This is a genomic window from Streptomyces inusitatus, assembly GCF_014651115.1.
GTDB lineage: Bacteria > Actinomycetota > Actinomycetes > Streptomycetales > Streptomycetaceae > Streptomyces > Streptomyces amakusaensis.
Map to the genome: position 1 here is coordinate 54229 of NZ_BMWG01000002.1, position 26972 is coordinate 81200.

The 26972-nt window shown below is 71.2% G+C and carries 22 protein-coding genes and 2 pseudogenes; 11 read left to right on the plus strand and 13 right to left on the minus strand.

Annotated elements, in window-relative coordinates:
• Positions 1–23: 23 nt before the first annotated feature.
• From IE247_RS04000 to IE247_RS04040, 9 genes are all read right to left on the minus strand, one after another.
• On the minus strand, positions 24–1175 hold the full coding sequence (locus tag IE247_RS04000) for a GNAT family N-acetyltransferase (RefSeq protein WP_190121486.1): 1152 nt from the start codon (positions 1173–1175) through the stop codon (positions 24–26).
• Complete coding sequence (locus IE247_RS04005; protein ID WP_190121487.1) at positions 1175–1855, minus strand: YveK family protein; 681 nt, start codon at positions 1853–1855, stop codon at positions 1175–1177. The genes IE247_RS04000 and IE247_RS04005 overlap by 1 nt, the downstream gene beginning before the upstream one ends.
• Positions 1852–2985: a glycosyltransferase gene (locus IE247_RS04010; protein WP_190121488.1), complete on the minus strand. Its 1134-nt coding sequence runs from the start codon at positions 2983–2985 to the stop codon at positions 1852–1854. The genes IE247_RS04005 and IE247_RS04010 overlap by 4 nt, the downstream gene beginning before the upstream one ends.
• A gap of 8 nt (positions 2986–2993) precedes the next feature.
• Positions 2994–3734 carry a polysaccharide deacetylase family protein gene (locus IE247_RS04015; protein WP_190121489.1) on the minus strand — a complete coding sequence of 247 codons (741 nt, stop codon included), beginning with the start codon at positions 3732–3734 and terminating at the stop codon, positions 2994–2996.
• Entirely contained in the window at positions 3724–5352 is a 1629-nt protein-coding gene (locus IE247_RS04020) for a lipid II flippase MurJ (RefSeq protein WP_373305500.1), read from the minus strand. The genes IE247_RS04015 and IE247_RS04020 overlap by 11 nt, the downstream gene beginning before the upstream one ends.
• Positions 5349–6779, minus strand: a complete 1431-nt coding sequence (locus IE247_RS04025) for an O-antigen ligase family protein (RefSeq protein WP_190121490.1) — start codon at positions 6777–6779, stop codon at positions 5349–5351. Before IE247_RS04025 ends, IE247_RS04020 begins: the two co-directional genes overlap by 4 nt.
• 3 nt (positions 6780–6782) lie before the next feature.
• A complete protein-coding gene (locus IE247_RS04030; protein WP_190121491.1) occupies positions 6783–8264 on the minus strand; it encodes a sugar transferase in 1482 nt (493 codons plus the stop codon).
• Positions 8261–9454 (minus strand): glycosyltransferase, encoded by a 1194-nt coding sequence (locus tag IE247_RS04035; protein ID WP_190121492.1) that lies wholly within the window; start codon positions 9452–9454, stop codon positions 8261–8263. Before IE247_RS04035 ends, IE247_RS04030 begins: the two co-directional genes overlap by 4 nt.
• Before the next feature lie 90 nt (positions 9455–9544).
• Entirely contained in the window at positions 9545–10687 is a 1143-nt protein-coding gene (locus IE247_RS04040; protein ID WP_190121493.1) for a DUF3344 domain-containing protein, read from the minus strand.
• A 531-nt stretch (positions 10688–11218) separates the two neighbouring features.
• Here IE247_RS04040 and IE247_RS04045 point away from each other — a divergent pair.
• The 6 genes from IE247_RS04045 to IE247_RS04070 all read left to right on the plus strand — a co-directional run bounded on the left by IE247_RS04045 (position 11219) and on the right by IE247_RS04070 (position 15849).
• Positions 11219–11512, plus strand: coding sequence for a hypothetical protein (locus IE247_RS04045; RefSeq protein WP_190121494.1), 294 nt, complete (start codon positions 11219–11221; stop codon positions 11510–11512).
• Between the two features lie 321 nt (positions 11513–11833).
• The gene (locus tag IE247_RS04050) at positions 11834–12244 is read left to right on the plus strand and encodes a rodlin (protein ID WP_190121495.1); all 411 of its coding nucleotides are present in this window, start codon (positions 11834–11836) and stop codon (positions 12242–12244) included.
• A gap of 304 nt (positions 12245–12548) precedes the next feature.
• Positions 12549–12959, plus strand: coding sequence for a rodlin (locus IE247_RS04055; RefSeq protein WP_190121496.1), 411 nt, complete (start codon positions 12549–12551; stop codon positions 12957–12959).
• Positions 12960–13264: 305 nt separating this feature from the next.
• Positions 13265–13498 carry a chaplin gene (locus tag IE247_RS04060; RefSeq protein WP_190121497.1) on the plus strand — a complete coding sequence of 78 codons (234 nt, stop codon included), beginning with the start codon at positions 13265–13267 and terminating at the stop codon, positions 13496–13498.
• A 618-nt stretch (positions 13499–14116) separates the two neighbouring features.
• Complete coding sequence (locus tag IE247_RS04065) at positions 14117–15328, plus strand: pyridoxal phosphate-dependent aminotransferase (protein WP_190121498.1); 1212 nt, start codon at positions 14117–14119, stop codon at positions 15326–15328.
• A gap of 134 nt (positions 15329–15462) precedes the next feature.
• Entirely contained in the window at positions 15463–15849 is a 387-nt protein-coding gene (locus IE247_RS04070) for an SCO4983 family protein (RefSeq protein WP_190121499.1), read from the plus strand.
• A gap of 345 nt (positions 15850–16194) precedes the next feature.
• On the opposite strand, the gene IE247_RS04075 is transcribed toward IE247_RS04070, so the two are convergent.
• A complete protein-coding gene (locus tag IE247_RS04075) occupies positions 16195–18057 on the minus strand; it encodes a phosphoenolpyruvate carboxykinase (GTP) (protein ID WP_190121500.1) in 1863 nt (620 codons plus the stop codon).
• A 347-nt stretch (positions 18058–18404) separates the two neighbouring features.
• Here IE247_RS04075 and trhA point away from each other — a divergent pair, with 347 nt between their 5' ends.
• Together trhA and IE247_RS04085 are read left to right on the plus strand one after the other, a co-directional pair.
• Positions 18405–19079 (plus strand): PAQR family membrane homeostasis protein TrhA, encoded by a 675-nt coding sequence (gene trhA, locus IE247_RS04080; RefSeq protein WP_190121501.1) that lies wholly within the window; start codon positions 18405–18407, stop codon positions 19077–19079.
• 169 nt (positions 19080–19248) lie between these two features.
• A complete protein-coding gene (locus tag IE247_RS04085) occupies positions 19249–19887 on the plus strand; it encodes a TetR/AcrR family transcriptional regulator (RefSeq protein WP_190121502.1) in 639 nt (212 codons plus the stop codon).
• A 6-nt stretch (positions 19888–19893) separates the two neighbouring features.
• Here IE247_RS04085 and IE247_RS04090 read toward each other — a convergent pair.
• From IE247_RS04090 to IE247_RS04100, 3 genes and pseudogenes are all read right to left on the minus strand, one after another.
• Positions 19894–21944: pseudogene (locus IE247_RS04090) on the minus strand (thioredoxin domain-containing protein).
• Between the two features lie 255 nt (positions 21945–22199).
• The gene (locus IE247_RS04095; RefSeq protein WP_229868625.1) at positions 22200–23654 is read right to left on the minus strand and encodes a YDG/SRA domain-containing protein; all 1455 of its coding nucleotides are present in this window, start codon (positions 23652–23654) and stop codon (positions 22200–22202) included.
• A 941-nt stretch (positions 23655–24595) separates the two neighbouring features.
• The gene (locus tag IE247_RS04100; RefSeq protein ID WP_190121503.1) at positions 24596–25540 is read right to left on the minus strand and encodes a DUF4357 domain-containing protein; all 945 of its coding nucleotides are present in this window, start codon (positions 25538–25540) and stop codon (positions 24596–24598) included.
• Between the two features lie 114 nt (positions 25541–25654).
• Here IE247_RS04100 and IE247_RS04105 point away from each other — a divergent pair, with 114 nt between their 5' ends.
• The 3 genes and pseudogenes from IE247_RS04105 to IE247_RS04115 form a co-directional block, all read left to right on the plus strand.
• Positions 25655–25927 (plus strand): hypothetical protein, encoded by a 273-nt coding sequence (locus tag IE247_RS04105; RefSeq protein ID WP_190121504.1) that lies wholly within the window; start codon positions 25655–25657, stop codon positions 25925–25927.
• Positions 25924–26331, plus strand: coding sequence for a type II toxin-antitoxin system VapC family toxin (locus IE247_RS04110; RefSeq protein WP_190121505.1), 408 nt, complete (start codon positions 25924–25926; stop codon positions 26329–26331). The genes IE247_RS04105 and IE247_RS04110 overlap by 4 nt, the downstream gene beginning before the upstream one ends.
• A gap of 245 nt (positions 26332–26576) precedes the next feature.
• Positions 26577–26807, plus strand: a pseudogene (locus IE247_RS04115) (Uma2 family endonuclease); the annotation flags it as partial.
• Positions 26808–26972: the final 165 nt, after the last annotated feature.

Below are 26972 nucleotides of genomic sequence, written 5' to 3' on the forward strand. Positions count from 1 at the left end.
GCGGGCCAGGGCCAGGGCTAGGGCTAGGGCGATCGCAGCCCCGCCCGCCAGTCGTTGAGCCGGGCGCGCCACAGCTGCGCGGCGGGGAGCCGGGCGTTCACGGCGCTCGCCGCGCGGTCGCGCCAGGCGGCGCGCGCGGTGTGGAGCCGGAGGAGAGGTTCGAGTCCGGGCGGGGCCAGCAGCAGCCGCTGGTTGGCGACCGCCTCGGGCCGCCAGTGGTTCTTGTACGCCTCGTCCCCGCGCAGCAGGCTCACCACCCGGCGGCCCGACGCGGCGGCGGCGTCGGCGTCGTGGCGGAGCAGCATCGTGGCGACGTCGACCTTGTCCTGTCTCAGCCCCGGGTGCGCGCCGTACAGATATCCGCCGGTGAGCCGCCCGGACAGCAGCGCCACACTCGCCGCGACCACCTCGCCGTCCCGGCGGTACTCCGTCAGATCGGCCGCCCCCTCGCGCACCATCCGGCGGGTGGCCCGCACCAGATGCTCGGCGAACCGGGGGCGCAGATGCTCGACGGTGACCCCGCGCCCGCGCCACTGGAGTTCGTGGAGGCGCAGCAGATGCGCCATGGCGTCGGGCACCTCGTCCTCGGTCACCGTGCGGTCCTCGATCTTCAGCGAGTCGATTCTGCGGAGTTTGGCCCGCACCCGCTGGGCGCGGTGGGCCGGGAGCCGCTGGAGCAGCTCCGTCATGGGGGCGGCGGGCAGCTCCAGACAGACCGAGTCGGCCAGCCGCCGCCGGCCGCCCCGCCAGCTCTCGTACAGCAGCTCGGCGGCGGCCCCCGGCCGTACCTCGCGCAGATCGGTCACCGCGCCCGGGGCGGCGCGCCGCACACCGTCCGCGAGCGCTCCGATCGCCACGTCCCGGTGCTCGTCGTCGACGAGGATGTCGCCGTAGTCGGAGATCGCGCCGCCGAGGAGGACGAGCAGGGGCATCGGGCGGTGGACGAGCATGAGCGGCGCGGCGGCGATCAGCCGGCCGTCCAGCCGTACGAGCACGGTCCGCAGCCGGCCGCCCGCCGCGTAGGAGAGCCACCAGGATTCCAGCCAGGCGTGGTTCTGGAAGGGGGTGGCTTCGGCGCAGCGGCGCTGGAGGGCGTCCCACTCGGGCCGCAGCCGGGCGAAAGCGTGCCCGTCGCGGCAGAGTGCGACGGTCGGCCCGGCCCCCGCCCGCCCCATCAGACCCGCTCCCGCTCGACGGCGTCGCCCGCCCCGGCCGGCGCGGGGACGGCGGCCACGGTGGAGCGGGGCAGCCGCCGGGGGCGCACCAGCAGGACGAGCGCGCCGATCAGCGCCCCGGCCGAGCCGCCGACCGCCGTGGCGATCCGGGGCGAGGCGGACGAGGGGTGGGCGGGCGGGATCGCCTGGGAGAAGCTGACCAGTTGGACGCCGGTGCTCTTGGCGACCTGGTTGCTGCTGACGAAGATCGCGTCGGCGACGGCGTTGGCGATGTCGGCGGCCTCGGCGCGCCGCTCCGAGGTGCCGGTGATCGCGATCATCGGCGAGTCGGGTGAGGTCTCGGTCCGCACCTGGGCGCGAAGCGCCTTGGCCGGGATGCCGACGGCGACCCGGGCGTAGGCGATGGTGGAGTCGCTGGTGGCGATGCGGCCATAAGCCTGGGCGAAGCCGAGGGCGGCGGCGGGCTGGGTGTCCTTGGCGGGGACGGCGACGACATAGCTGGTGGCGGCGTACTGGGGGGTGACGAGCACCCCGTACGCGGCTCCGCCGGCCGCTCCGGCGAGCGCCAGTGCGGGCAGCGGCCACCAGCGGGGCAGTGAGAAGATCCGGCCGACGAGGCGTCTGATCCGCCTTCGGGGGGCGGGCTCCGGGGTCTCGGACGAGTCGGATGAGTCGGTCATGGGAGGGCTCTCTCCGTCGGGTGGTGGTGGATGGGGTGGTGGAGCGGATCGGCGTGCAGGCACTCGTAGAGCGCCATGAGGCGTTCGCCGCTGGTGGCGATGGAGTAGTGCGCCGCGGCGGCGGGCGGCTCCCGCAGCCCCCGGGCGGCCCCCCGCCGCCTTCGCAGCTCCTCGGTCAGCTCCCCGGCCGAGCCGCCGATCCGCAGGCTGCCGGGGGCCTGTCCGGGCGGCAGGTCCTCAAGGGCCGGGCAGACGCGGTACAGCACGGGAAGTCCGGCGGCGAGCGCCTCCACGACGGCCAGCCCGAAGGCCTCCTCGCGGGACGGGGACACGAAGACGTCGAGCGCCGAGAGGACTTCGGGGACGTCCGCGCGCGCGCCGAGGAAGTGGACCCGGTCCGTGGCGCGGAGGCGGGCCGCGAGCGCGCGCAGGGCGTGGCGCTCGGGGCCGTCGCCCGCGAGGAGGAGACGGGCGCCGGGGAGGTCGGCGACCGCGCGGATCAGCAGGTCGAAGCGTTTGCCGGGGACGAGCCGCCCCACCCCGCCGACCACGAATTCTTGCGGTCCGATGGCCAGTTCGGCGCGGAGTGCGGCGCGCGCGGCCGGATCGAAGCGGAACCGGTCCGCATCGACTCCGTTGGGGACGACGTGGACGCGGTGCGCGGGCACCCCCCAGGCTCGCAGCCTTGCCGCGACGGTCTCGGAGACCGCGACGGTCGCCGACCCCAGCCGCTCGGTGGCCAGATAGAGCGCGCGCGTGGGGCGGGTCAGCGGGCGGCCCTCGATCTCCGCCGCGCCGAGCGAGTGCTCGGTGGCCACGAGGGTGCGCACACCCGCGAGGTGGGCCGCGATCCGTCCGTACACACAGGCCCGGTAGAGATGGGTGTGCACCAGGTCGTAGCGGCCCTCGCGGATCACCCGGACGAGCCGGGGCAGCGCGCCGAGGTCGCGGTTGCCGCCCATCCTCAGATGGGTCACCCGGACCCCGTCGGCGCGCAGACCGTCCGCGACCGGGCCCGGGTTGGTGAGCGTCACCACGTCGCAGTGGAGGGGCAGCCGCCGGAGCAGCAGCCGCAGTTGCTGCTCCGCGCCGCCGACCCCCAGCCCGGTGATCACATGGAGTGCCCGCACCGGCCGTCTCACAGCCCCAGCCGGTGCCGCAGCCGCTTCAGCCCGAGCCGTGCGGCCCGGTCGGCGTGGCTGACATGGGTGCGGGGCAGGGCGTACGCGCCGGTCAGCGCGGCGGGCGGCCGGATCGCGCAGGCGTAGGCGTATCCGGCGGCGCGTACGGCGTCCGCGACCCGGGCGTCGACCGTGCCGTACGGGTAGCAGAAGCCCGCCGGTTCCTCGCCGGTCAGCTCGCGCAGCCACTCCCGGCTGCGGGTGGTCTCCTCGCTCAGTACGGCGTCGTCCACGGCTGTCAGATCGACGTGGTAGAGCCCGTGGGAGGCGATCTCGGTCCCGGCACTCGCGGCGGCGCGGATGCCGCGCTCGTCCAGCAGCGGCTTGCGGGGGCCCCGCGCGTCCCAGACGTTGTCGCCGCCGAGCCGTCCCGGCAGGACGAACAGGGTGGCGGTGCAGCCGTGCCGCCGCAGCACCGGCAGGGCGGCCTCGGTGAAGTCGGCGTACCCGTCGTCGAAGGTGAGCCCGACCAGTCCCTGGGCCCGGCCCCGGGCGTGCGCCCTGAGCAGGGTGTCGACGCCGACGCCGGTCAGTCCGAGCGCGCGCAGCCGGGCGAGCTGGAGGTCGAGCCTGGCGGGGGCGACGGTGATGCCGTACGGGTCATCGGCGGGGTCGGCCACCGAGTGGTACATCAGGATCCAGGGCCAGGAGGTGGCCGGGGGTCGGGCGGGGCGGGTCGTCGCCGTGTCAGCGGACATGACGGATCCTCTGTCGGGTGAGGGCCAGCAGGTGGACGATCTCCGGGGCGCGCAGGGCGAGTCCGGCGGCGGTGAAGACGGCGGGGACGAGCAGGGCGCCGAGCGCCAGGCTCAGCAGCGGGTCGGCGGTGAGCGGCGCGGCCAGCCACCCGGCCAGGGCCGCCGCTCCGGCCGCCGCGCCGAGCCGGGCGAGGGTGCGGCCGATCGCCCCGACCTCGATGGCGACCACCCGGGAGCCGAGCCCGAAGAGCAGCAGCAGCGCGGTGGCGCAGATTCCGGCGGCGTTGGCGGCGGCGATCCCGTACACCCCCCACGGTCCGGCGGCGGCCGTCCCGGCGGCGACGGTGACGATCAGTCCGGCGGCCATCGCGGCGAACGGGTACCAGGTGGGCCGTCCGGCGGAGAAGAAGGGTCTGCCGAGCGCGCCGACGAGGGTGTGGCCGAGGAGTCCGGCGGCGTACACCCGCATGACGGCGGCGGTGGTCCCGGTGTCCTCGGCGGTGAAGGCCCCGCGCTGGAAGAGGACTTCGACCAGCTCGGGCGCGTACCCCAGGATGAGCGCCGTGCCGAGGAGCACCACCAGGCCCGCGAGGGCGAGGTCGTTCTCGACCCGGCGGCGGGCCCCTTCACGGTCACCGGCGGCGACGGCCTTGGCGATCACGGGGAAGGTGACGGTGCAGAACATCAGCGACAGGACCATCGGCAGCTGCGCGACCTTCTGCGCGTAGTTGAGATGGGAGATCGCCCCGCCGGGGAGCGACGAGGCGAGGAAGCGTTCGACCAGGACCTGCGACTGGCGGCCGGCCGCGAAGAGCATGATCGGCGCGACGACGGCGAAGCCGACGAGCGGGGGCGCGAGACGGGGTCCCGCTCGCCGGGGGCGGCGGGCGGCGCGCCAGGCGGTCCGGCGGAGGAAGGCGGGGAGCTGGACGAGGACCATCAGTACGCCGCCGACGGCGACTCCGGCGGCGGCGGCGCGTACGCCCCAGAGGGAGTTGAGCAGCAGGGTGGTGCCGATGATGCCGATGTTGGAGGCGATGTAGACCCCGGCGGGCGGCAGAAAGCTCCCGTGGGCGCGCAGGACGGCGCTGAAGTAACCGGCGGTGCCGTAGGTGAGGACGGTGAGCGCGGTGAGACGGGTGCAGTCGACGGCGAGCGCGGGGTCGGCGAAGCCGGGGGCGAGGGCCCGGACGAACTGGGGGGCGAAGAGGATCAGCAGCCCGGTGAGGGCGGCGAGCGCGCCGAGCAGCCGGGGGAGGGTCGCGGCGACCAGCTCGCTCACGGGGTCCTGGCCGCTGGTGCGGGCCGCGGCGGCGCGACGGGTGATGGCGTGGCTGAAGGCGGGGACGAGCAGGAGGGCCATCGCGTCCTCGATGAGGAGGGTCGCGGCCATCTCGGGGACGGTCCAGGCGATGAGGAAGGCGTCGCTCTCGGTGCTCGCGCCGTAGATCCGGGCGATGGTCTGGTCGCGTACGAGCCCCAGCAGCGCCCCGGCGACGGTGAGTCCGGCGGTGACCGCCGCCGCCCGCGCGAGGAACCTCCCGAGCGGCGGGGGGCCGGGTGCCAGGACGGGAGGCGGGGGCACGGACTCCGGGGCCGGGGGCGTCGGGCCGGTCACGCGGCGGTCGTCGCTTCCCGGCCGGTGGCGGCGGTCCCGGTGACCCCGGTGGTCCCGGCGGCGGGGGCCATCGCCCACCAGGCCGCCAGGCCCAGGACGACGCCGGTCAGCACGGTCGAGGGGCCGCCGATGTCGGCGTAGAGGAAGTCCACGGTCTGCCAGAGCATCAGCGCCACGGCGATCAGCCCGCAGTCAGCCGCCGCCGCGCGCCCGCGCCACCGACTCCGATGCCGTACCAGCCGTACCAGCCGTACCACCCCGGCGGTCAGGATCGCCGCCCAGCCGCCCGCGAAGGCGGTGAGACCGATCAGCCCCTGCTCACTGAGGATCAGCAGATACATGTTGTGCGGCGAGAGCAGCGGCTGATGCCGGAAGGCGAAGCCCGCGCCCGCCGTGTCGGCCGCCGAGGAGAGGCCGATCGAGGCGTGGCCGTCGCGGTGGGCGGGGAAGCCCTTGAGGCCGACGCCGGTGACCGGGGTCTGCCGCCACATGCTCCCGGCGGCGGCCCACATCGCGTAGCGGTCGGTCACCGAGCGGTCGGGGGCCTCCGTGACCCGGGTGATGCTGCCGACCCGCTCGGAGATCAGCTGGGAGCCCACGCCGAGGCCGCCGACCAGGACGACCGCGGCCGCCGCCAGCACGGCCAGCGTCTTGGCCGCCCGCCGCAGGCCGGTGAGCGCGAGCACGACCGTACCGGCGGCGGCCGTGGCGATCCACGCGCCCCGGCTGAAGGACAGCGCGAGCGGTACGGCGAGGGCCGCCGCGAGGGCGAGCGCGGCGGGGCGCAGCCATCGGGGCGCGTTCGCGGGCGGGAGCAGGGCGATCGCGGCGGCGGCCAGCAGGCCGTAGGCGACGACGGTGGCCATGCCCATGACGTCGGTGGGGCCGAAGGTGCCGACGGCGCGGATGTTCTCGCCCATGTAGGACGCGCCGGTGGCGGTGGCGTACTGGTGGAGTCCGAGCGCGCCCTGCACGACCGCGAGGGCGACGAGCGCGGCGGCGAGCAGCCGGACGTCCCGGGCGTCCCGGAGCGAGAGCAGCACGGCGGCCGGGACCAGGACGAAGACCTGGAGATGGCGGACGAGTCCGGGCAGCGCGGCGGCCGGGTCGGCCGCGGTGACGGTGGCGAGGGCGAGGGCGGCGACCGGCAGCGCGAGGACGAGCGCGGCGGCCGGGGTCAGCGGGCGGGCGCGCGTTCGGAGCAGCCGGAGGGCGACGAACAGCACGAGGGCTGCGGAGGCGAGGTCGGCGGGGGCCGGGCCGCGCGAGCCGAGCCCGTCGCCGGCCGGGAGCGGCGCGGCGAGCAGCAGCACGGTCGCGAGCAGCGGCAGCAGCGGCAGCCAGTGGGCGGGGCCGGGCCGCCGCCCGGGCCGGTCGGGCCGGTCGGCGGCGCTCGGGGCGGCGGGCGCGGACTGGAGCAGGGCCATCGCTCAGCTTCCTCCGAGCCGCAGGAGCGAGGCCGCCGTGCGGGCCAGGATGCACACGTCCCGCCAGGGCGACCAGGTCTCGATGTAGTGGTTGTCGAAGCGGGCCCGCTCCTCGATGGAGGTGTCGCCGCGCAGCCCGTGGATCTGGGCGAGGCCGGTGATTCCGGCGGGCATCCGGTGGCGGGCCTGGTAGCCGGGGTGGACATGGCTGAACTTGGCGACGAAGTAGGGCCGTTCGGGCCGGGGTCCCACCAGGCTCATGTCGCCGCGCAGCACATTCCACAGCTGGGGCAGCTCATCGAGCGAGGTGCGGCGGAGCAGACTGCCGGTGGTGGACATCCGGCGGTCGAAGGCGACGTTCCACAGGGTGGCGGACTCGTGTTCGTCGGCGGGGCTCAGGGTGCGGAACTTCAGCAGAGTGAACGGTTTTCCGCCGAGGCCGACGCGCTCCTGGCGGAAGATGACGCCGCCGGGCCCGTCCGCGATGCGCACGGCGAGCGCGCAGACCGCCATCACGGGCGCGGCGAGGATCAGCGCGGCGGCGGCGACGACGGTGTCGATGACGCGTTTGACGGCGCGGGCGACGGGCCGGTGCAGGGCCGCGCGGAGGGGGCGTACGGAGAGTCCCCACAGATGGTCGTGGCCGACGGCCCGGCTCCAGGTGTTGCCCGCGGCCGCTCCCCCCTCGACCAGCCAGAGCCGGCAGCCGTGCCGGGCGAAGAGCCGCAGCAGGGCGGCGGTCTCGGTGTCGGGTCCGGGCGGTTCGGTGAAGAGCGCGTGCCGCACGGCGTGTCCGCCCACGGCCCGGGCGACGGCCTGCCGGGTGGTGAGGAGGGGCAGCGGTCCGCCGCCGTCGTCGGGGGCGGCGGCGATCTGGCCGACCGGGCGCATGCCGTACTCGGGGCGGGCGGTCAGGGCCCGGGTGACCTGCTGGGCGAGCGCGCCCCGGCCGACGACGAGCACGGATTGCGGCCGGCGCGCGGCGGCCCTGCGGCGGCCCAGGTGGACGAGGCCCCGGGCGGCGCAGCAGAACGCGGTCTGGGTGAGCACGGCGAGGACGAGTTCCCGCCAGCCGATGGCGTACCGGCTGTCGTGGGCGGTCAGCGCCTCGGTGAGGACGAGCCACTGAAGCAGGGCGAGCCCGGCGACGGTGGGCGCTTCGGCGAGCGCGGACGGGGAGAGGCTGGGGCGGTACAGGCCCCGGCAGGCGTGCAGGGCGGGCTGGAGGAGTACGAGCAGGGCGAGCACGGCGAGCGGGAGGCGGCCGGGGGCGGGCAGCAGGGCGGCGGTGAGCGCCGGGGCGAGCGCGTCGGCGGCGAGCAGCGCGGCCACCGGTCCGCGTCCGCCGGTGGCGGGCCGGGCCGGGGAGAGCGCCCTCGTCCGGGGGCGGGCCGGGCCGCGCGGCGGGTGCAGGGCGGTGGTCATGGGTCCGGCCCCGGCCAGGGGCCGGGCGGTGTGGGGCGCTGGAACGCTCTCCGTCGTCATCGCTTGGCGCTCTTCCTGGTCGGGGGGTGGTGCGGCAGCAGTAGGTCCCGGTAGAGGTCGAGTACGGCGGCGGCGGTGGCGCGCACATCGCCGGTGGCCCGGACATGGGCCCGGGCCTCGCCGCCGAGCGCGGCGCGCAGCCCGGCGTCGGTGAGCAGCGCGGCGACGGCCGCCGCGAGGGCTCCCGGGTCGCCCGGCGGTACGAGGCTGTGCCGCCGGTGGCCGGGTGGGAGGCTCTCGCCCGCCCCGCCGACGTCGGTCACCACGACGGGCCGTCCGCAGGCCATGGCCTCCAGCGGGGCGAGCGCCATCCCCTCCCAGCGGGAGGGGAGCACGAGCAGGTCGGCGGCGCGCAGCCAGGGGCCGGTGTCGGGGACCGCGCCCGCGAACAGGACGCCGGGGGGCGCGTCGCGGACGAGGTGTTCGCGGTCGGGTCCGTCGCCGACGAGCAGCAGCCGGGCGGCGGGGACGCGGGCGAGCACCCGGGGCCAGGCGGTGAGGAGGGTGTCCTGTCCTTTCTGCCGGCAGAGCCGGCCGACGCAGACCACGAGGGGCGCGTCGGCGGGTACGTCGCCGAGCGCGTCGAGGGAGGCCCGGGCGGTGCGGCGGTCGTCCTCGGGGGCGAGTCCGTCGGCGGGGGCGAAGTGGCCGAGGTCGACGCCGTTGCGGATGACGGCCCAGCGGGCGGCGATACCGGCGCGTTCGCCGGTCCGGCGCTCGCTCTCGCTGACGCACAGGGTGCGGGTGCTCCAGCGGGTGGCGTACCGCTCCCAGGTCAGCGCGGCCCGGGCGGTGCGGCCCGCGACGGCCTCGAAGGACCAGGCGTGCGGCTGGAAGACGGTGGGGACGCGCCCTCTGACGGCGAGCCGGGCGGCGAGGCCCGCCTTGGCGCTGTGGGCGTGCACCAGATGGGGCCGGTCGCGGCGGATCAGCCGCCCGGCGGCGAGGACTTCGACGGGGAGTCCGGGGCCCGGTTCGCGCGCCGCGTTCCACAGCCGCACCCGGGCGCCCGCGGCCTCGGCGCGGTCGGCGAGTTCGCCGCCGGGCGGGCAGGCCACGATCGCCCGTACTCCTTCGGCGGTCTGCGCCCGGACCAGATCGGTGACGACGCGTGCGACTCCGCCCTCCACCGGCTGCACCAGATGGAGAATCGTCGGTCGGCTCGGCTCGGTCCGGCTTTCTTGCGGCACGTGCGGCTCTCTTGTGTGGCTCGGGCTCGGGCTCGGACGAGCGGTGCGGCGGCGGGGCAGCGGCAGGGCGGTCGCGGGGCGGGGTGGGGTTCAGCGGCGGGTGTCCGTCTGCGCGAAGAGGACGCCGAGGCCGTATCCGCCCGTCCCGGCGTCGAAGAGGAAGGTGAGACGGGTGCCGCCGGCGGTCAGCGCGGGGCCGATGTCGAACACGTCGGAGTCGTAGCCGAGGGTGTTCGAGTGGGCGGGCTGCCGGCTGATCGCGCCCTCGGGTCCGGTGATGGTGGAATTCATGACGTCGGTGGCGGGATTGGCCGTGTCGGTGAGCCCGAACGCCTTCGCGCCGTCCGCCCGTACGCTCACCGCGTCGCCCTTCTCGCCCCGGTCCCCGTCGTAGGAGACGAATCCGGCGCGGCCCTTCGCCCCGGCGGGGACACGGAGTCCGGAGAGGCTGATCTCCTGGCTCTTCCGGTCGGTGCCGAGCGCCTCGAATCCGTCCCAGAGGGAGAGATGGCGCAGGGGTTCGGTGCTGTTCTCATAGGCGACGACCAGGGTCCAGCCGCCCCAGGCGCCGACCGTCGAATTCCCCATCGCCACATTGATCTGGGCCACGGTGTAGAGGCCGGATCCGGCGCGGCGCACCAGTGGGGTGATGTCGGCCGAGGCCTGAAAGGCGTCGGCCCCGTCCGCGTCCCGGTGGGCGATTCGGGTGTCGGCGAGTACCTGCTGATATTGGCCGCCCTGTTCCGCGATGAGAACGCGTCCATTGTCCTCGGGCGGCTTCTGTTCTCCGGCCAGCAGATTTCCGCCCCAGTACAGCCGGGCGTAGGTCACCGTGGAGTTGCTCGGGATCGCGAGCCGGGCGCGGCTGGAGTTGTAGGTGTTGGGGTCGTCGTCCTGGTCGATGTAGTACATCTCGAAGTCGCTGTTGACCCCGTCGCCGGATCTCGCCGAGGTGCAGGAGGGTCCTGACGTGCTCGTCGGCGAGGTGCAGGTGATCGAGGAATTCGCGGCGCGGACGATGCCGCCGTGGTGCACGGCCTGATAGCGCTGGGCGAAGGGAATGCGCTCCGATTCCGGCTGGCCGGACACGTCGACGGCCAGGGGGGCCGATACGGGAGAGGCCTGTGACGCGGCGGCAGAATGGGGCGGGGCCGACAGTGTCACGGCCGACAGTGCGAGCAGGAGAACCGCGCCCAGAACACCTCGGGCGGTGAGGCCGGTCGGTTTCGGCATGACTGGCTCTCCCTGTTCGATCTACATGACAAAAACAGGAGTGCAGTTTGTCAGAAACTAGTCGGAAAACAGGTAGGACGCGCTTGTTGGGCCAATTGGCGGCTGATCACCCGAAAGGCCGGGGATGTTGGCGGGCGAGATGCCCGACCGGCCGGGCCGCCCTTTTCCGGGCATCGCGGATTCCCGCCGGAAATATCCCTTCGGGTGATCGGGCACATCCCTTTCCGGCAAGGCTCGTTGGGCGGGGCCGCGAGGGCCGTACGGGGTGACGCGCCGTCACCCTCCGGCGACGGCGGGCCGCCGCGGACCGGCCGCGGACCCGCTGCCACAGAACGGCCCGGCGCGCGCGCCGACGGCCGCCGGGGCCCGCGACTGGGCCCGCGACTGGGCCCGCCGCCGGGACTCAGCGTCGGCGCTCATCGGTGTTCATCCGCTGATACGAGAATCGCCGCAGGGGTTTCTCCGGAAGCGGGGGCTCGTTACGCATGTCGTCGTCGGCGACGACCGTCGCCGGAGAAGGGATGCGAAGACATGAAGTACACCAGGGTTGCCGCGATCATCGCCGGTTCGGTCGCGGCGCTCGGCGCGGCCTCGCCCGCGATGGCGGCGACCACGTCCGGCATGCCCCCCATGAGCCTCAACGGCGGCGTCAACCAGCTCGTCAGCCAGAGCCCGCTGCTGAACGGCGGCAGCGGAAACGTGGTGAAGGACGTCGCCGACACCGCGATGGAGCTGAACCAGGTCAAGGGCGACGCCCCCCAGAGCGCGCTGAAGACCGCCGGTGCGGCGACGCCCCTCCTCGGCGGCATCGAGCTGGGCGGCTGACCGCCGCCGCCGGGGGCGGACACGACGGAAGGGGGTGCGGCAGCCGGTGGGCCGCGCCCCCTTCCCGTACGTCCGTAAGGGTGGCATCCCCGCCCGGCTTCCGGTTCGGGCGGCCGGGCCGGGTACAGAGCGGAACGGACGCCGCGCGGAGAGACCAGGAGACGAGCACGGGCGGCGGCCACGATGCTCCCCGATTCGGCATATGAGCCGATGAGTCCGCCGCATGGGGTCCATTGGAGTGAACCGGCGGAACCAAACAACCCCGGCGGAGTTGCTCAGGGCGCTCCACTTGCGGGCATCCACGAGACAGAAGGACGGAACATGCTCAAGAAGGTTATGGCGACCGCCGCGGTCACCCTCTCCGTGGCGGGCGCGGGCGCGGCGATGGCACCGCAGGCTATGGCCATCGGCGACCACCAGGGCACCACCTCGGTCAGCGGCAACGACTCGATCCAGGCGTACGGCAACTCCGCCACCCACGGCGACCAGAGCCCGCAGCTGGGTCTGGTCCAGGGCTCGCTCAACAAGCCCTGCGTCGGCCTGCCGCTCAAGGCGAACGTCGGCTCGCTCATCGGTCTCATCCCGGTCGCCGTCCAGGACGTCTCGGTGCTCTCCGCCCCGCAGAACCAGCAGTGCACCGAGAACTCGACTCAGGCCAAGGGCGACGAGCCGCTGTCGCACATCCTCAGCAACATCCCGGTCCTGTCGGGCAACGGCGCCGGCAACAGCTGAACCGCCGAATCCGCCCCCGGGCGGACCCGGCACACCGATCCCCCACGCGTACCCCGACACCCCCTCGGTGCCGGGGTACGCGTGCTCCGTCCGGCCGACGGGACATCGGGACAGTGGGACGTCGGGACGTCGGGACAGTGGTCGGCGGGTCACTCGCATGGCCCTCCATCGATCTTCCGTACGGGTGCGCGCGGTTCGCCGCCCGCCGTTGCGGCATTCGGGTGAACGGGCAGAACCAAACGGGTCCCGGAACGGTTGACCAGGCTGCTCCACGATCGATCGTTCACAGCGAAAAGGAACACAAGTGATCAAGAAGATTCTGGCAACCGCCGCGGTCACCGCTTCGATGGTGGGCGCAGGCGCCGCGATGGCCCCCCAGGCCATGGCCATCGGCAACGACAACGGCACCACGTCCTTCAGCGGCAACGGCTCGACGCAGGCCTACGGCAACTCCGCCACCCACGGCGACATGAGCCCGCAGATCGCTCTGGTCCAGGGCTCGCTCAACAAGCCCTGCATCGGCCTGCCCGCCAAGGCGAACGTCGGCTCGCTCATCGGTCTCATCCCGGTCGCCGTCCAGGACATCCCGATCCTCTCGGCCCCGCAGAACCAGCAGTGCACCGAGAACTCGACTCAGGCCAAGGGCGACGAGCCGCTGTCGCACATCCTCAGCAACATCCCGGTCCTGTCAGGCAACGGCGCCGGCAACAGCTGAGCGCGGACGCCGAGGTCGTGAGTGTGCCCCCGAGCGCGGTGCGTTCGGGGGCACACTCATTCGGCGCTTTTCTTCCTGAATTTCAAAAAAGATGTGGCCGCGTTCCCCATAGGCTATGTTTCCACCCGGTTCAATAATTCACCGTGCTGCATCCGAGTGAGTTTTCGAACCGGCGGCCATATAAAGGTTTCCTCGCGGGAACCTCCTCGTTACTAACTCTGCGGGGGTGCCCATGCACAGGGAACTGTCGACGCAGCGCGAAGGCCGCGGCTGCGTACAGCACCACCGCTGAAAGGATCAATGAAATGAAGCACACAAAGGCTGCTGCCGTTGTCGCGGGCGTCCTCATGACGCTGGGATCCGCCGCTCCGGCCATGGCCGACGCCGGTGCCAACGGCGCGGCCGTCGGTTCGCCCGGCGTGCTGTCCGGCAACGTGGTTCAGGTCCCCGTACACGTGCCCATCAACCTCTGTGGCAACTCGATCAATGTCATCGGCCTCCTGAACCCGGCCTTCGGCAACACCTGCGTCAACTCCTGACGCCAAGCCGGCGGGAATAGAACCCCGGGACGCATGAATGCATGCGCCCCGGGGTTCTATTTTTTCACCAAACCACAAAATTACCCATAAATAAACAGGGCCCAAATTCGCGCCCCATCTGGAATTCCTCTTTCCGGCCGGTGGATCCCCGCCGCACGAATAAGCCCGTCCGATTCGACTCGATCGGCCGCATCCCGCCGGAGATGAAGAAATTCTCATTTCCACCGGCGGCGCCCGGCCCGGACCGGCCGCCCATCGGCCCCGCGCCACCGTGACCGGCCCGGGCGCACAGCATGGGGCGGGCGGGCGTACCCGGGCCCGGCACGGCGGTCGCCCGCCCCGGGCCCCACCCGGGCGCTCCACCCGCGCACCCCACCCGCGCGTTTCGTCCCGCCGGACCCGGCCGAGTGACGAGTGACGAGTGACGAGCGCAACACCAAATCGCCGCTCTCGTCGCCGTACCGCATAAACCGCAGGCGTGCGGCCCGCTCCGCTATCGCATTCCAAGGATGGATGCCCCGGCCACCGTACCGAGCAGCCGGGCCTCCATTCCCGTACAAGGTCGCGAGGGGTGAAAACATCCGACGACCCCGGTTACACGGCCGTAAGCTCACCGGCATGCAGGTGATCCAGTCGACGAAGCTCGCAAATGTCTGTTACGAGATCCGGGGTCCCGTCCTTGAGGAGGCGATGCGGCTGGAAGCGGCGGGTCATCGCATCCTCAAGCTCAATACCGGCAACCCGGCGGCCTTCGGGTTCGAGTGCCCGCCGGAGATTCTGGAGGACATCCTCCGCAATCTGGGAACGGCTCACGGCTACGGCGACGCCAAGGGGCTGCTCTCCGCCCGGCGCGCGGTGATGCAGCACTACCAGACCAAGGGGATCGAGCTGGACGTCGAGGACGTCTATCTCGGCAACGGCGTCTCCGAACTGATTCAGATGTCGATGCAGGCACTGCTCGACGACGGCGACGAGGTGCTCGTACCCGCTCCCGACTATCCGCTGTGGACCGCCTCCGTATCGCTCGCCGGGGGCACCGCCGTGCATTACCGGTGCGACGAACAGTCCGACTGGATGCCGGACCTCGCCGACATCGAACGGAAGATCACCGACCGCACCAAGGCGATCGTGATCATCAATCCGAACAATCCCACCGGCGCGGTCTATGACGACGAGATGCTGCGCGGGCTCACCGAAATCGCCCGCCGCCACAATCTGATCGTCTGCTCCGACGAGATCTACGACAAGATCCTCTACGACGGCGCGACCCACACCCCGACCGCCGCGATCGCCCCCGATCTGATGGTCCTCACCTTCAACGGGCTCTCCAAGAACTACCGCGTCGCGGGGTACCGCTCCGGCTGGATGGCGGTCTGCGGGCCCAAGGCCCACGCCTCCTCCTACATCGAGGGTCTGACCATCCTCGCCAATATGCGGCTCTGCGCGAACATGCCCTCCCAGCACGCCGTGGCCAGCGCGCTCGGCGGCCGGCAGTCGATCGAGGACCTCGTTCTGCCGGGCGGGCGGATCCTGGAGCAGCGGGACGTGGCGTACGAGCTGCTCACCCAGATCCCCGGGGTCAGCTGCGTCAAGCCCAAGGGCGCGCTGTATCTCTTCCCCCGGCTCGACCCCAAGGTCTACAAGATCAAGGACGACCGGCAGATGGTCCTCGATCTGCTGCGCGCCGAGAAGATCATGGTCGTGCACGGTACGGGGTTCAACTGGCCGGAACCCGATCACTTCCGGATCGTGACCCTGCCCGCCACCAAGGATCTCGCGGACGCGGTGACCCGGATCGGGACCTTCCTGGATGGCTACGGCCAGCCCTGACCGGATCTCGACCGGCCTGAGCTGGGGAAACCGCCCGACCCGCCGCTATCGAGCCACCAGATCCGACGAGACTCAACTTTAGACAGAATCCAAGCTAGGATGGTCTCCTGAAAGTGAGCAGGAGGCCATCCCCCATGTACGAGCCAATACGCACCCGGTCCGTCCACACCATGGCCGACAGCGCCGACTACCCCCACCGCTCCCGTGAGGACGAGCTGGACATCCAGCTCGCCGGTCATCTCTCCGCGCTGCTGGCCGTCACCGACGAACTGTCGCTCGACGACGCCGCCGAGCGGGTCGCGGCCCAGATCGCCAGATTGCGCGGCGCGCCGCCGGTCCGCCACGCGGGTCTGAGCGGGGCCCGCCCCGAGGCCCTGCACCGCCGGGCGCACGCCCTGGCCGGGCGGGCGCTGGTGGTCGCGGCGTCCCGCGCGGACACGGCGGCCGCGATCCTCGCCGCCGAGCGGATGGACGCCCACGCCGCCGCTCTCGACACCCCCGGTCTGGTCGGGGCCCACTGACGGCCCCGGTTCACGGGCCGGTGAGGCGCGTGGACCGGGTGCCACCCACGCGTCTCCGGACGGGATTCACATCCCCCCGGGTCCCGTCCGGGGACGCTCCCGCCGCGCGCACCGGCCGGGAGCCGCACATACCGGCGGGGATGCCGCACATACCGGCTGGGAGGCTGTGCGCACCGGCCGGGAGAAAGAAGGCGGCCCCCGGAGTCTGAGGGGACTCCGGGGGCCGGAACGCGGCGGGCCTGAGGGTGACCCCCACAGGTCAGGGCGGGACTGGTCGGGCCGGTCCGCCGCGAGGTTCGAGCGGCCCCGCCCGCCCGGCGGCTGCCGGAGCGGGCGGGGAGCCGGTCAGCCGAGGCGGGCGACCAGCGAGCGGTACTCGTCCCACAGCTCCTTGGGGGTGTGGTCGCCGAAGGTGTTGAGGTGCTCGGGGATCAGCGCCGCCTCCTCGCGCCAGACCTCCCGGTCGACCTTGAGCAGGAAGTCGAGGTCGTCGGCGGCCAGATCGAGACCGTCCGTGTCGAGCGAGCCCGCCGCCGGCAGGATGCCGATCGGGGTCTCGACGCCCTCGGCCCGGCCCTCAAGCCGCTCCACGATCCACTTGAGCACCCGGCTGTTCTCGCCGAAGCCCGGCCAGACGAACTTCCCCGCGTCGTTCTTGCGGAACCAGTTCACGTAGTAGATCTTCGGCAGCTTGGCCGCGTCCGCCTGCTGGCCGACCTTGATCCAGTGGGCCATGTAGTCGCCCATGTTGTAGCCGCAGAACGGCAGCATCGCGAACGGGTCGCGGCGCAGCTCGCCGACCTTGCCCTCGGCGGCGGCGGTCTTCTCGGAGGCCACGTTCGCACCGAGGAAGACGCCGTGCTGCCAGTCGAAGGACTCGGTGACCAGCGGAACGGCGCTGGCGCGGCGGCCGCCGAAGAGGATCGCCGAGATCGGCACGCCCTTGGGGTCCTCCCACTCCGGGGCGACGGTCGGGCACTGGGCGGCGGGCACGGTGAAGCGGGCGTTGGGGTGGGCGGCCGGGGTCCCCGACTCGGGGGTCCAGTCGTTGCCCTTCCAGTCCGTGAGGTGGGCCGGGGTCTCCTCGGTCATGCCCTCCCACCAGACGTCGTTGTCGTCGGTGAGCGCGACATTGGTGAAGACGGCGTTGCCCCAGAGAGTCTTCATGGCGTTGGCGTTGGTGTGCTCGCCGGTGCCGGGCGCGACGCCGAAGAAACCGGCCTCGGGGTTGATCGCGTACAGCCGGCCGTCCTCGCCGAAGCGCATCCAGGCGATGTCGTCGCCGATGGTCTCCACGGTCCAGCCGGGGACGGTGGGCTCCAGCATGGCGAGGTTGGTCTTGCCGCAGGCGGAGGGGAAGGCGGCGGCGATGTACTTCGGGGACTCCGACTCGCCGGCGGGCGGGGTGAGCTTGAGGATCAGCATGTGCTCGGCCAGCCAGCCCTCGTCACGGGCCATGACGGAGGCGATGCGCAGCGCGTAGCACTTCTTGCCGAGCAGGGCGTTGCCGCCGTAGCCCGAGCCGTACGACCAGATCTCGCGGGTCTCGGGGAAGTGCGAGATGTACTTGGTGGAGTTGCACGGCCACGGGACGTCCCGCTCGCCCTCCGCGAGGGGCGCGCCGAGGGTGTGGACGGCCTTGACGAAGAAGCCGTCCTCGCCGAGCTCGTCCAGGACGGGCTGTCCCATCCGGGTCATGGTGCGCATGGAGACCGCGACGTAGGCGGAGTCGGTGATCTCGACGCCGATGGCGGAGAGCGGGGAGCCGAGCGGGCCCATGCAGAAGGGGACGACGTACATCGTGCGACCGCGCATCGAGCCGCGGAAGATGCCTTCGCCGGCCGTGCCGTCCTCACCGCCGGTGAAGAGGGCCTTCATCTCCGCCGGGGCCTTCCAGTGGTTGGTGGGCCCGGCGTCCTCCTCCTTCTCGGAGCAGATGAAGGTGCGGTCCTCGACGCGTGCGACATCGGTGGGGTCGGACGCGGCGTAGTAGGAGTTCGGCCGGGTGGCCGGGTCCAGCTTCGTGAACGTCCCCTTGGCGACCAGCTCCTCGCACAGCCGGTCGTACTCGGCCTCCGATCCGTCGCACCAGACGACGCGGTCGGGCTGGGTGATCGCCGCGATCTCGTCGACCCACGAGATCAGCGCCTTGTGATCGGTGGGGGCGGTGCTGGGGAAGGTGGTGGAAGCCGCGATGTCGCGCGCCACGATCGCTCCTAAGTGAGGGTTTTGAGGGGTGCCCTGTGCGGTTGCCCTGTGCTGTTTTTCCTTGCTGCCCCGTGGGGGCCGCGACCCGGATGCTTCGCAGGCGCTCATCCGGTGCCGACTGCACTCATCTGATCATCCGGGGCTCGCGCCCATATGTCCAGGGGGTGTCTCACGTGAGCATCGCCACTCGTGCCGGGTGCTGGGTACCGCCATTCGTGTCCCGGTACGACCCCGTTCGCCGGGGAACCGCCGGGGAACCGCCGGTGAACCCGACCGCGCGGGAGCGGCCCGGCGGCGGGTCCGGCACACCGGTCTGTTACCTACGGTTGCGTAGGTACCATCCAGATATGACCTCTGCCGCGCCCGAAGTGACCGAGACAGAATCCCCTCCGGTGAAACCGAAGATGCGCGGCTGGCTGCATGCCGGGATGTTCCCCGCCGTCCTGGTCGCCGGACTGGTGCTCACCGCGTTCGCCGGCTCCACCAAGGCCCGGGTCGCGTGCGCGATCTATGTGCTCACCGCGTGCCTGCTCTTCGGGGTCAGCGCCCTCTACCACCGGGGCGACTGGGGCCCGCGCGGGGAGGCGGTGCTGCGCCGGCTCGACCACGCCAATATCTTCCTGATCATCGCGGGCACCTACACCCCGCTGACGATGCTGCTGCTCCCCGACTCCACCGCCCGCCCCCTTCTCTGGGCGGTCTGGGCGGCCGCGGCGGCCGGCATAGCCTTCCGGGTCTTCTGGGTGGGCGCGCCGCGCTGGCTCTACACGCCCTGCTACATCGCGATGGGCTGGGCCGCCGTCTTCTTCCTGCCGGACTTCCTCCGTACGGGCGGCATCGCGGTGCTCGTCTGCGTGATCGTCGGCGGGCTGCTCTACAGCGTGGGCGGCGTGGTCTACGGGATCAAGCGCCCCAACCCCTCACCGCGCTTCTTCGGCTTCCACGAGGTGTTCCACTCCTTGACGCTGGCGGCGTTCGTCGTGCACTACGTCGGCATCTCCCTGGTGGCCTACCAGAGCTGACCCCCTTTCTCTCTCCCCCCGCTCTCTCCCCGCTCTCCCGGCCGTGGCGGCCCGCCCGCCACGGCCTTCCTGTCCGGCGCCGGGGGCGGGGAACCCGGGGCGGGGGAATCCGGGGCGGACAGGCGCGTGGACACGGCCCGCCCGAAGACCGGTACGGGACAATGAGCGCATGGCCGCCATCACCCCCGCCCCCGCCGAGACCTCCGGCCCGCCGCCGATGGGGCTGCGGGAGCGCAAGAAGCTCAAGACCCGGATCGCGATCCGCCGCGCCACCCACCGGCTGGTCGCGGAGCAGGGGTACGAGGCGACCACCGTCGAGCAGATCGCGGAGGCCGCCGAGGTCTCCCCGTCCACGGTCTTCCGCTACTTCCCCACCAAGGAGGACATCGTCCTCAGCGGCGGACTCCACCCCTCCCTGGAGACCGAGCTGCGGGCCCGGCCGCCCGCCGAGGACCCGCTCGACTCGCTCCGGCTCGTGATCACCACGGGCCTGGCCGCCTTCACCCCGGAGGAGCGCGCGGAAGCCGTCCTGCGCACCCGGCTGATGGTCGAGGTCCCGGCGATCCGCGCCCGGATGACCGAGTCCATCGCCCTCACCTCCGACCTGCTGGTCCGCGCCCTCGCGGACCGCACCGGCCGCCCCCACGGCGATCTCGACGTACGTGTGTTCACCGCCGCCGTGCTGGGCGCGCTGCGCGAGGTGATGCTGTACTGGGCGGCCCGCGACCACCAGGACGACCTGGCCGAACTGGTGGACCGCGCGCTGCGGACCCTCAGGGACGGCGTACGGCTCCAGCGTCCGCTTTAGAGCGCTTTAGATCCCGCCGCCGCCGGGTGTCAGCTCCCCCGCCAGCTCGGCGCTGTCCGTCACCGGCCGCCGGCACACGAACGCGCGGCAGACATAGGCCGCCGCCTCGCCGCCCACCAGCTCCCGGTCCCTCAGCAGCGGAAACTCGTCCCCGCCGGGGATGCCCACCGCCACCACCGCGCCGGGCGCGGCCGCCAGCAGCGCCGTACGGTGCAGCGCGGCCGTCGCCGGATCGTCGGCGGGCCCGACCACCGCGACCTCCCGGGGGCCGTCCAGCAGCGCCTCCGCCACGGCGAGCCCCCATCCGATGAACCTCGGCGCCTTCGGCCCGAGGTTCTTCACCACCCCCAGCGCCCGCTCGGCCGCCGTCAGATGCGCCTCGGACCCGGTGTGCGCCGCGTACGAGAGCAGCGCCCCCGCCGCGGCGGTCCAGCCGGACGGAGTGGCGTTGTCGGTCGGGTCCTGCGGGCGGCGGATCAGCTTCTCGGCGTCGTCGGCGGTGTCGTAGAGCGTCCCGTTCTCACCGGTGAACCGGTCGATGACGATGTCCAGCAGCAGCCCGGCGAACTCCAGCCAGACGCCCTCCCCGGTGACCGCCGCGAGCGCGAGAAGCCCCTCCGCGACATCCGCGTAGTCCTCCAGCACCCCCGCGTTGGGGCCCACCCGGCCGTCCTTCGAGGTACGGGAGAGCCTCGCCGAGTCGTCCAGATGCAGCCGTACGAGGAGGTCCGCCGCCTCGGTGGCCCGCTCGACCAGATCCGGCCGGTCGAAGAACGCCCCCGTCTCCGCGAGCGCCGCGACCACCAGCCCGTTCCACGCCGCCACCACCTTGTCGTCCCGCTCGGGCCGGTGCCTCAGCTCCCGCGCGGCGAGCAGCCGCTCACGGATCGACGCGTCCGCCTCCTCGCCCGGGAGCTGGAGCACGGAAGCCCCGTGCTCAAAGGTGCCCTCCTCGGTCACCCCGTACAGCCCGGCCGCCCGGCGGCCGTCCTCGTCCCCCAGCGCCTCGCTCAGCTGCTCCGGCGTCCAGACGTAGAACGCGCCCTCACTCTTCCCGCCCGTCGCGTCCACACTGTCCGCGTCGAGCGCCGAGGCGAAACCGCCCTCCGCCGTCCGCAGCTCCCGGACCATGAAGTCTGCGGTCTCCAGCGCGACACGCCGAGCCAGTTCGGATCCCGTGGTGCGCCACAGGTGCGCGTACGCCCGGCACAGCAGAGCGTTGTCATACAGCATCTTCTCGAAGTGCGGCACCAGCGCCCCCCGCGGCACAGGACGCAGCACATAGCGGTGAAACCCGCCCCCCACCTGGTCGTACAGGCTGGACCGCACCATGGCCTCACAGGCGCCCTCCGCCATCTCCAGCGCGCCGTCCGAACCGGTCCTGGCGTGGTGACGAAGCAGGAACTCCACCACCATGCTCGGCGGGAACTTCGTGTCCCCCTCCCCGAACCAACCGCTCACCGGGTCGTAATCCCTGCTCAGCCGCAGCAGCGCACTCCCCTGCGACTCCGCCGTCGGCCGCCCCGAATCCCCCGCCCCCAGCTCCCGCCCCGCCAAATCCCCCGTAATCCTCCGCGCGACCTCCGCCACCTCCTCCCGCCGATCCCCCCAGGCCGCCCGCACCCCTTCGAGCACCTGCCTGAACGACGCCATCCCGTGCCGCGGCTCGGGCGGGAAATACGTCCCGAAGTAGAACGGCTCCCCCTCCGCCGTCATAAAGACCGACATCGGCCACCCACCCTGCCCCGTCGCCGCCTGCACCGCCTCCATGTAGACGGCGTCGACGTCCGGCCGCTCCTCCCGGTCGACCTTGACGTTCACGAAGTGCTCATTCATGTACGCGGCCGTCGATTCGTCCTCGAAGGACTCGTGAGCCATGACATGACACCAGCGGTCAGCGGGCCTAAGTGACACGACGAATAGCCCACCGAGAGAAAGATGGGTACGTCGCGCCGCTTGGCCTCTTGCATCGCCTCCTCTCCCCATGGCCACCAATCCACCGGATTGGAGACGTGCTGGAGGAGATAGGGCGACTGGGAGTTTGCCAGTCGGTTCATGTCTCCCATCGTTGCACGACGAGGATCGCAGCGCGTGACCATTTGCGCACGAGGAACGGCTGCCGCGGGCTGGCGGAGGCAAGGTTCCGAACCTGGGGTCGAGGCGTGAGCCGTGCGGAGGAGCCGGAGCTGCTGCCCCATGCGGCTCGCGAACCCCACAGCCGTGGCCCAAGAGGTCGCCACGATCGCCGAAAGGCCGCTCGGATAATGATCGGCAGGCCAAGCAGGTCAGGACCACCACGCCCTCGGGACGACTCACACGTCAATGCCTTGCTCCTCCTCCGGTAGGCCGTGGAGGGTGCGGTGATAGGCGAGCGCCTGTCTGTCGATCCGGTGTTCCGGAGTTTCGCGGAGCACTCCGCGCACCGTGCTGTCAGCCCGGCTCACGACCGTGAGGTCATCGTTGATAACGAACATGCCTGCATCCATGAGCACATGGCAATTGGGGCACAGGCACAGCACGTTACTGATCGCGTCCGCGCCGTTGTGGGGGCGTGCAATGGAGCGGATGTGTGCAGCTTCCGCGTAGGCACGGCCACCCCCCAGCAGAAGACGGACGCCACAGACCTGGCACTTGAAGTCGTGGATCTGTTTGACAAGGTTGGCGACGGCCGTACTGCGAACGACCCGTTGGACCGAAAGGGGTGACCTTATACCGTCGGCCAGGCCCGACCCCTCGGCTTCGTCGCGTTGTGGGAGGTGCGCTACACCCTGCTCAGCAGGCACCCTTCGGACGAGGCGGAATCGCCACACACGCCGTCCGTCCGGTGACTGCTCGGACCAGTAATCCTCAACCGTGTAGAGCCCGTCGTAGCGGTATGCCAGGCCACCAGGGGCGTTCGCGGTCCGGCGGACCACACGAACGGGAGCACGGGTGGATGCGCTCCTCGCCAGTGCGGCATTGCCGCGGGTGAGTTGCTGATCACCCGTCCCCCCCTCGCCGGTATAGATGATGACGTCGCCGTGGTCCTCGTCGCCGAAATGCTCGTCGTGGAGGACGACCGACTCCGCCCCCAGACTCTCGCTGCCCGCGATGCCGGACATCAGCTGCCGATGGACCCCAGCTCTGGCCAAAGCTCGGCGATCGTCGAAACGGCGTCCTGGCGGGACTCCGGGCACGTGGCCGAACCCAGCGGAGGACGGCGGCACGCCTCCGGTCGGGTCCGCCTGCCCACCAGGCAGTGCCGTAGCCAACTCCCTAACCCTGGTGCGTTCCTCCTTCCGTGCCGTGCGCGCCCGGAACAGGGCTTCTCGGAGCCTCTCCGTTCGCAGCGCATCGTGCACGACCGACTCGTCCACCTCGCCTCCCGCTCCGATCACGGAGGCCAGGCCGACGAGGATCTGCTCGAACCGCTCGGGCGTGGGGAAGGTCCGCCCGTCGAGGTAGGAGTCCAACGTACGAGCACTCACCTCACAATGCCGGGCTACCGCTTCCGTGGCGGGGCTGCCGCACACATCCCAGAAGGCACGCAGTTGATCGGCGAAGTCGGCCTCTTCCGGCGTGCGGCGCGGAACCGCCGCTCCCGACAGGCGCGACCGCTCCGCCATGACCCCTTCGGCCACACTTCGACGTTCACGCCACCGGTCCCGCTCCGCCGCATCACCATTCGCCCACGCGTCGACGATCAGATCCAGCGTCTGCACACTCGGCAGGCGGGCACCGCTCAGCGCCGCGTAGACCGCAGTCCTCGACGCGCCATACGCGACCACCGCATTGACTGTTCCGTTCGCCCTCTCCCGCAGTTCACGAAGGGCTCGCGCGAACTCAGCCAGGGGGCCGTCACCCCTCACAGGGAGCACCCTAGGCACAATCTCACTGTGAAGTAGAGCACACTTTCCCTTCTCTCCAGAGAGATGCAGATCACGTTAGATCTACCTAAATAGCATCTGAGCTGCAATGATCCCAATCTACATCAGTCCCGCGATGTTTTCTGCGGATGGAGAGGCTCGAAAGGTCTGCCATCGTTGCATCGACGGCTGAGTCGAGCGCCTGCAACGAGCGACGGCTCCCTGCGCCAACAGGAAGCCGTCTCACTCGTAGTCCCCTTCTATCGGTACGGAGAACTACATGTCTGAGGGTACGGGGCCTGCCCTGCCCCGCGAAGCCGACCAGGGCATGGACGGAACCTCGGGTACGGAACCACTGCGACGCCCCACTCGCTGGCTGACCCCTGCCGGTCTGGCGGTGACCAGCGGAGGCGCCCTTGCCGCCGGATTTCAGGGCAACATGGCCGTCGCCGCGATGTCGGCGGCTCCGAGCCTGCTCCTGGGATCCTTCTTCTTCTTCGGGGTGGTCTGTCCTGCGGTCTGGTCCCGTAAGCCACAACGCCAGAAAGCGGCCCTCGCCGTGATGACCTCCCTGCTCGGAACGGCTCGACGTCGGAACACGACCCGCCGCCGGCGTCCGGCTGGCTAGTCCGCACTCCCTGTTGAGATGGGCCCGGGGACAGCGATATCGCCCGTACACCGATGGCGTCTGCCAGACGCGGCCGCCTCAGCTCAGAAGGGGGCCGACGCACGAGGTGCCTGCGGAGGGCATGGTCGACGTTGTCCCCGCAGACCCCGGCGCTGACCCGCTTCAGGACCCCTCGGCAGCCCCTGCCGGGGGGTCACCCGGAAGGCGTCGGCCACAACAGACAGCACACTGACTTTTAGGGGTGCTCGGCGGCCTCCCGCGTCTCAGCCTTGCGCACGGCCGCCAGAGAACGGCCTCCTTCATCCTTCCATCTGTCCACCCCGTTAACGCTGTATCCCAGCATCACGCTGGCAGCAGGGGAAGGGTGGGTGAAGGTGTACGCCTGTGTCAGCCGTAGGCGCTCATCGTCCTCGATGACCAGGACCTTCTCTTCCAGAAGCTGCTCACGCAGCCTGCGAGAAGCCTTGGGCATGGAGTCAGCGACCTTTCTACGCGCCAAGGAGCCCTCAAGGACGGTGAAGCCGTGCGGGCTCTCGTGGCCACTCGCGATTGTCAGCTTGGCCTTCGCGCTCAGGTGGTACACGCGCCGTGGGCAAGCCGAGCCGGACTGAGAGGGAGACGTAGGGTGCACACCCAGTTGCTCGTCGAAGTAGGGCGCTCCCTGCAGTAGCAGGATCGCAAGAGCGTGCTTGAGGTACTCCCTCAGAAAACGAGTGTCCGGCCCTTCAAGCGCGAGCGGACGCGGCTGGTTGACGTTGATGACGGCCCGCCCGAAGTCGAGCGCCAACTTGATCAGATCTGCTTCGAGGCAGGAGGTGATCGCGGTGCTCAGAGGCTGGTCGCGTGTGCTTGTCAGAACGAAGGTGTAGTTCCAGAAATCCTTCGCCTTGGCCGTCTGGTAGGTGTCCATACGGGTTCGCAAGGCATCGCTTCGGCCGATGTACAACTGGTACGGCTTGGAGAGGCTGCCATCGTTGGGACCGACCAGGACATAGACACCAGGGCGTGCCAGCTCGCCACGCCCGCGTACATCCCGGTAGGCCAGCCGCGGGAAAGCCAGGACCTCTCCGGTCCAGCCCTTGCGCGTGACGCGGCGCAGCCCGTCAGCCACACCATCGACCAGCTCAATGGTGTAGAACTCGCTGGCGTCATCCGTCCTCGACATGTCGACAAGGTTCACATACCGCTCCGAAGACCTGCGCGCACCCCCCGATCTGCACGTGATCACGCTCATCGAAGCCCGTGAGCGTGCATGACCCTCGCGGTGTAATAGACCTTGTCCTACACTTCGTACATGAAGCCGACCCGCGCCGGAACCACTGAGAACATCTCCGTGTCCATGCCCGCCGAGCTGGTCAGCGAGCTCCGATCCCGGACCGGACGTCGTGGCCTGTCCAGCTACATCACCGAGGCTGTCAGGCATCAGCTCGCCATGGACGGGCTCGCCGAGATCGTGGCGTCCCACGAGGAGGAGCACGGCGCGCTCACGGAGCAGGAGATCGAAGGCGCTCGTCGCGAGCTGTTCGGAGACGTGAACGCCGAGGATGCGGAGCGGGGCGCCGCGTGAAGGAGCTGCCGGCCCGCTCGCTGGTGCTCGACTCCGAAGCTCTGTCACTGCTCCTGCGCAACGACCGCACGATGGCGGCTCGCATCGAGGCAGCCCGGCAAGTCGGGGTCCCCATCCTCGTGTCTGCGCTGACCATCGTCGAAGCCGTGCACGGGAAGACCGATCTGGCGCGCTTGAAGTGGGTCCTCTCCCGGCTGCTGGTGGAACCAGTCAGCCGGGAGGACTCCCTGACTGCAGTGAAACTACTTCAAGACGCAGGCGGACTACATGGGCACAAGTACGCGATCGATGCCCTCGTTGCCGCGCTCGCGCTCCGCGTCCCAGCTCCCGTCATCGTTCTGACCTCAGATCGAGACGACTGGTCGAAGCTCTGCGGGAACCGCGTGATCATCAGAGAGGTGTGAGCACCGCCCACTACTGGGCTCGTGAGTCCGCTGTCACCAGTGACAACTGGAGTAGCCGACACTCAGCAGCACGGGGGCGAGGGGACGCTCCTGCGGCACGGCATGGCCGTGCCTGGTCGAACGCGGGCGATACCGGTTATCTCCTGGCGTTCTCCCGATTCGGGCACCACCGAGTCGCAGAACAGTAGGCTGAGCCCAGCAGCGCTGGAACTGTTGAGGTTGAGGTTCCTCGAAGGAGGCACACCATAACCCCCGAGATGGTGACGCCCGCGTGGATGCACACCCAGATCAGCGCGGAGCAGTACGACTCCTGGTCCGAGGAGCAGTGCGCCGACATTGAGATCGTGGACGGGATGACCGCCGGGAGCCTGAGCGCCTCCAAGCGGCACAACCGGCCGGCTCGGATCCGGGCCAATGCCCTGGGGACCGCCGCAGGCCCGGACTGGAACGCCGACACGGACTTCGACGTCCGCCTGGTCATTTCTTCATGACTGGACACAAGGGAAAGCAGAAATTCCGGGAACACCTGGAGGCTCTTCTCGCTGTGGCCGGCTCCCCCAAGCCAGCAGCCATCTGTTCCGCGAGCAGGGATCGACTTGGGCGAACTTCCCTGTCCGTGCAGCGCATCAGCGATTGGCGAA

What these genes read in the sequence shown, in the direction of transcription:
- IE247_RS04015 (WP_190121489.1), bottom strand. Translation starts at nt 3,734, where the DNA reads ATGTCCGCTGACACGGCGACGACCCGCCCCGCCCGACCCCCGGCCACC.
- IE247_RS04070 (WP_190121499.1), top strand. Translation starts at nt 15,463, where the DNA reads ATGTACGAGCCAATACGCACCCGGTCCGTCCACACCATGGCCGACAGC.
- IE247_RS04050 (WP_190121495.1), top strand. Translation starts at nt 11,834, where the DNA reads ATGCTCAAGAAGGTTATGGCGACCGCCGCGGTCACCCTCTCCGTGGCG.
- trhA (WP_190121501.1), top strand. Translation starts at nt 18,405, where the DNA reads ATGACCTCTGCCGCGCCCGAAGTGACCGAGACAGAATCCCCTCCGGTG.
- IE247_RS04005 (WP_190121487.1), bottom strand. Translation starts at nt 1,855, where the DNA reads ATGACCGACTCATCCGACTCGTCCGAGACCCCGGAGCCCGCCCCCCGA.
- IE247_RS04030 (WP_190121491.1), bottom strand. Translation starts at nt 8,264, where the DNA reads ATGACGACGGAGAGCGTTCCAGCGCCCCACACCGCCCGGCCCCTGGCC.
- IE247_RS04105 (WP_190121504.1), top strand. Translation starts at nt 25,655, where the DNA reads ATGAAGCCGACCCGCGCCGGAACCACTGAGAACATCTCCGTGTCCATG.
- IE247_RS04045 (WP_190121494.1), top strand. Translation starts at nt 11,219, where the DNA reads ATGAAGTACACCAGGGTTGCCGCGATCATCGCCGGTTCGGTCGCGGCG.
- IE247_RS04000 (WP_190121486.1), bottom strand. Translation starts at nt 1,175, where the DNA reads ATGGGGCGGGCGGGGGCCGGGCCGACCGTCGCACTCTGCCGCGACGGG.
- IE247_RS04065 (WP_190121498.1), top strand. Translation starts at nt 14,117, where the DNA reads ATGCAGGTGATCCAGTCGACGAAGCTCGCAAATGTCTGTTACGAGATC.
- IE247_RS04040 (WP_190121493.1), bottom strand. Translation starts at nt 10,687, where the DNA reads ATGCCGAAACCGACCGGCCTCACCGCCCGAGGTGTTCTGGGCGCGGTT.
- IE247_RS04060 (WP_190121497.1), top strand. Translation starts at nt 13,265, where the DNA reads ATGAAGCACACAAAGGCTGCTGCCGTTGTCGCGGGCGTCCTCATGACG.
- IE247_RS04085 (WP_190121502.1), top strand. Translation starts at nt 19,249, where the DNA reads ATGGCCGCCATCACCCCCGCCCCCGCCGAGACCTCCGGCCCGCCGCCG.
- IE247_RS04025 (WP_190121490.1), bottom strand. Translation starts at nt 6,779, where the DNA reads ATGGCCCTGCTCCAGTCCGCGCCCGCCGCCCCGAGCGCCGCCGACCGG.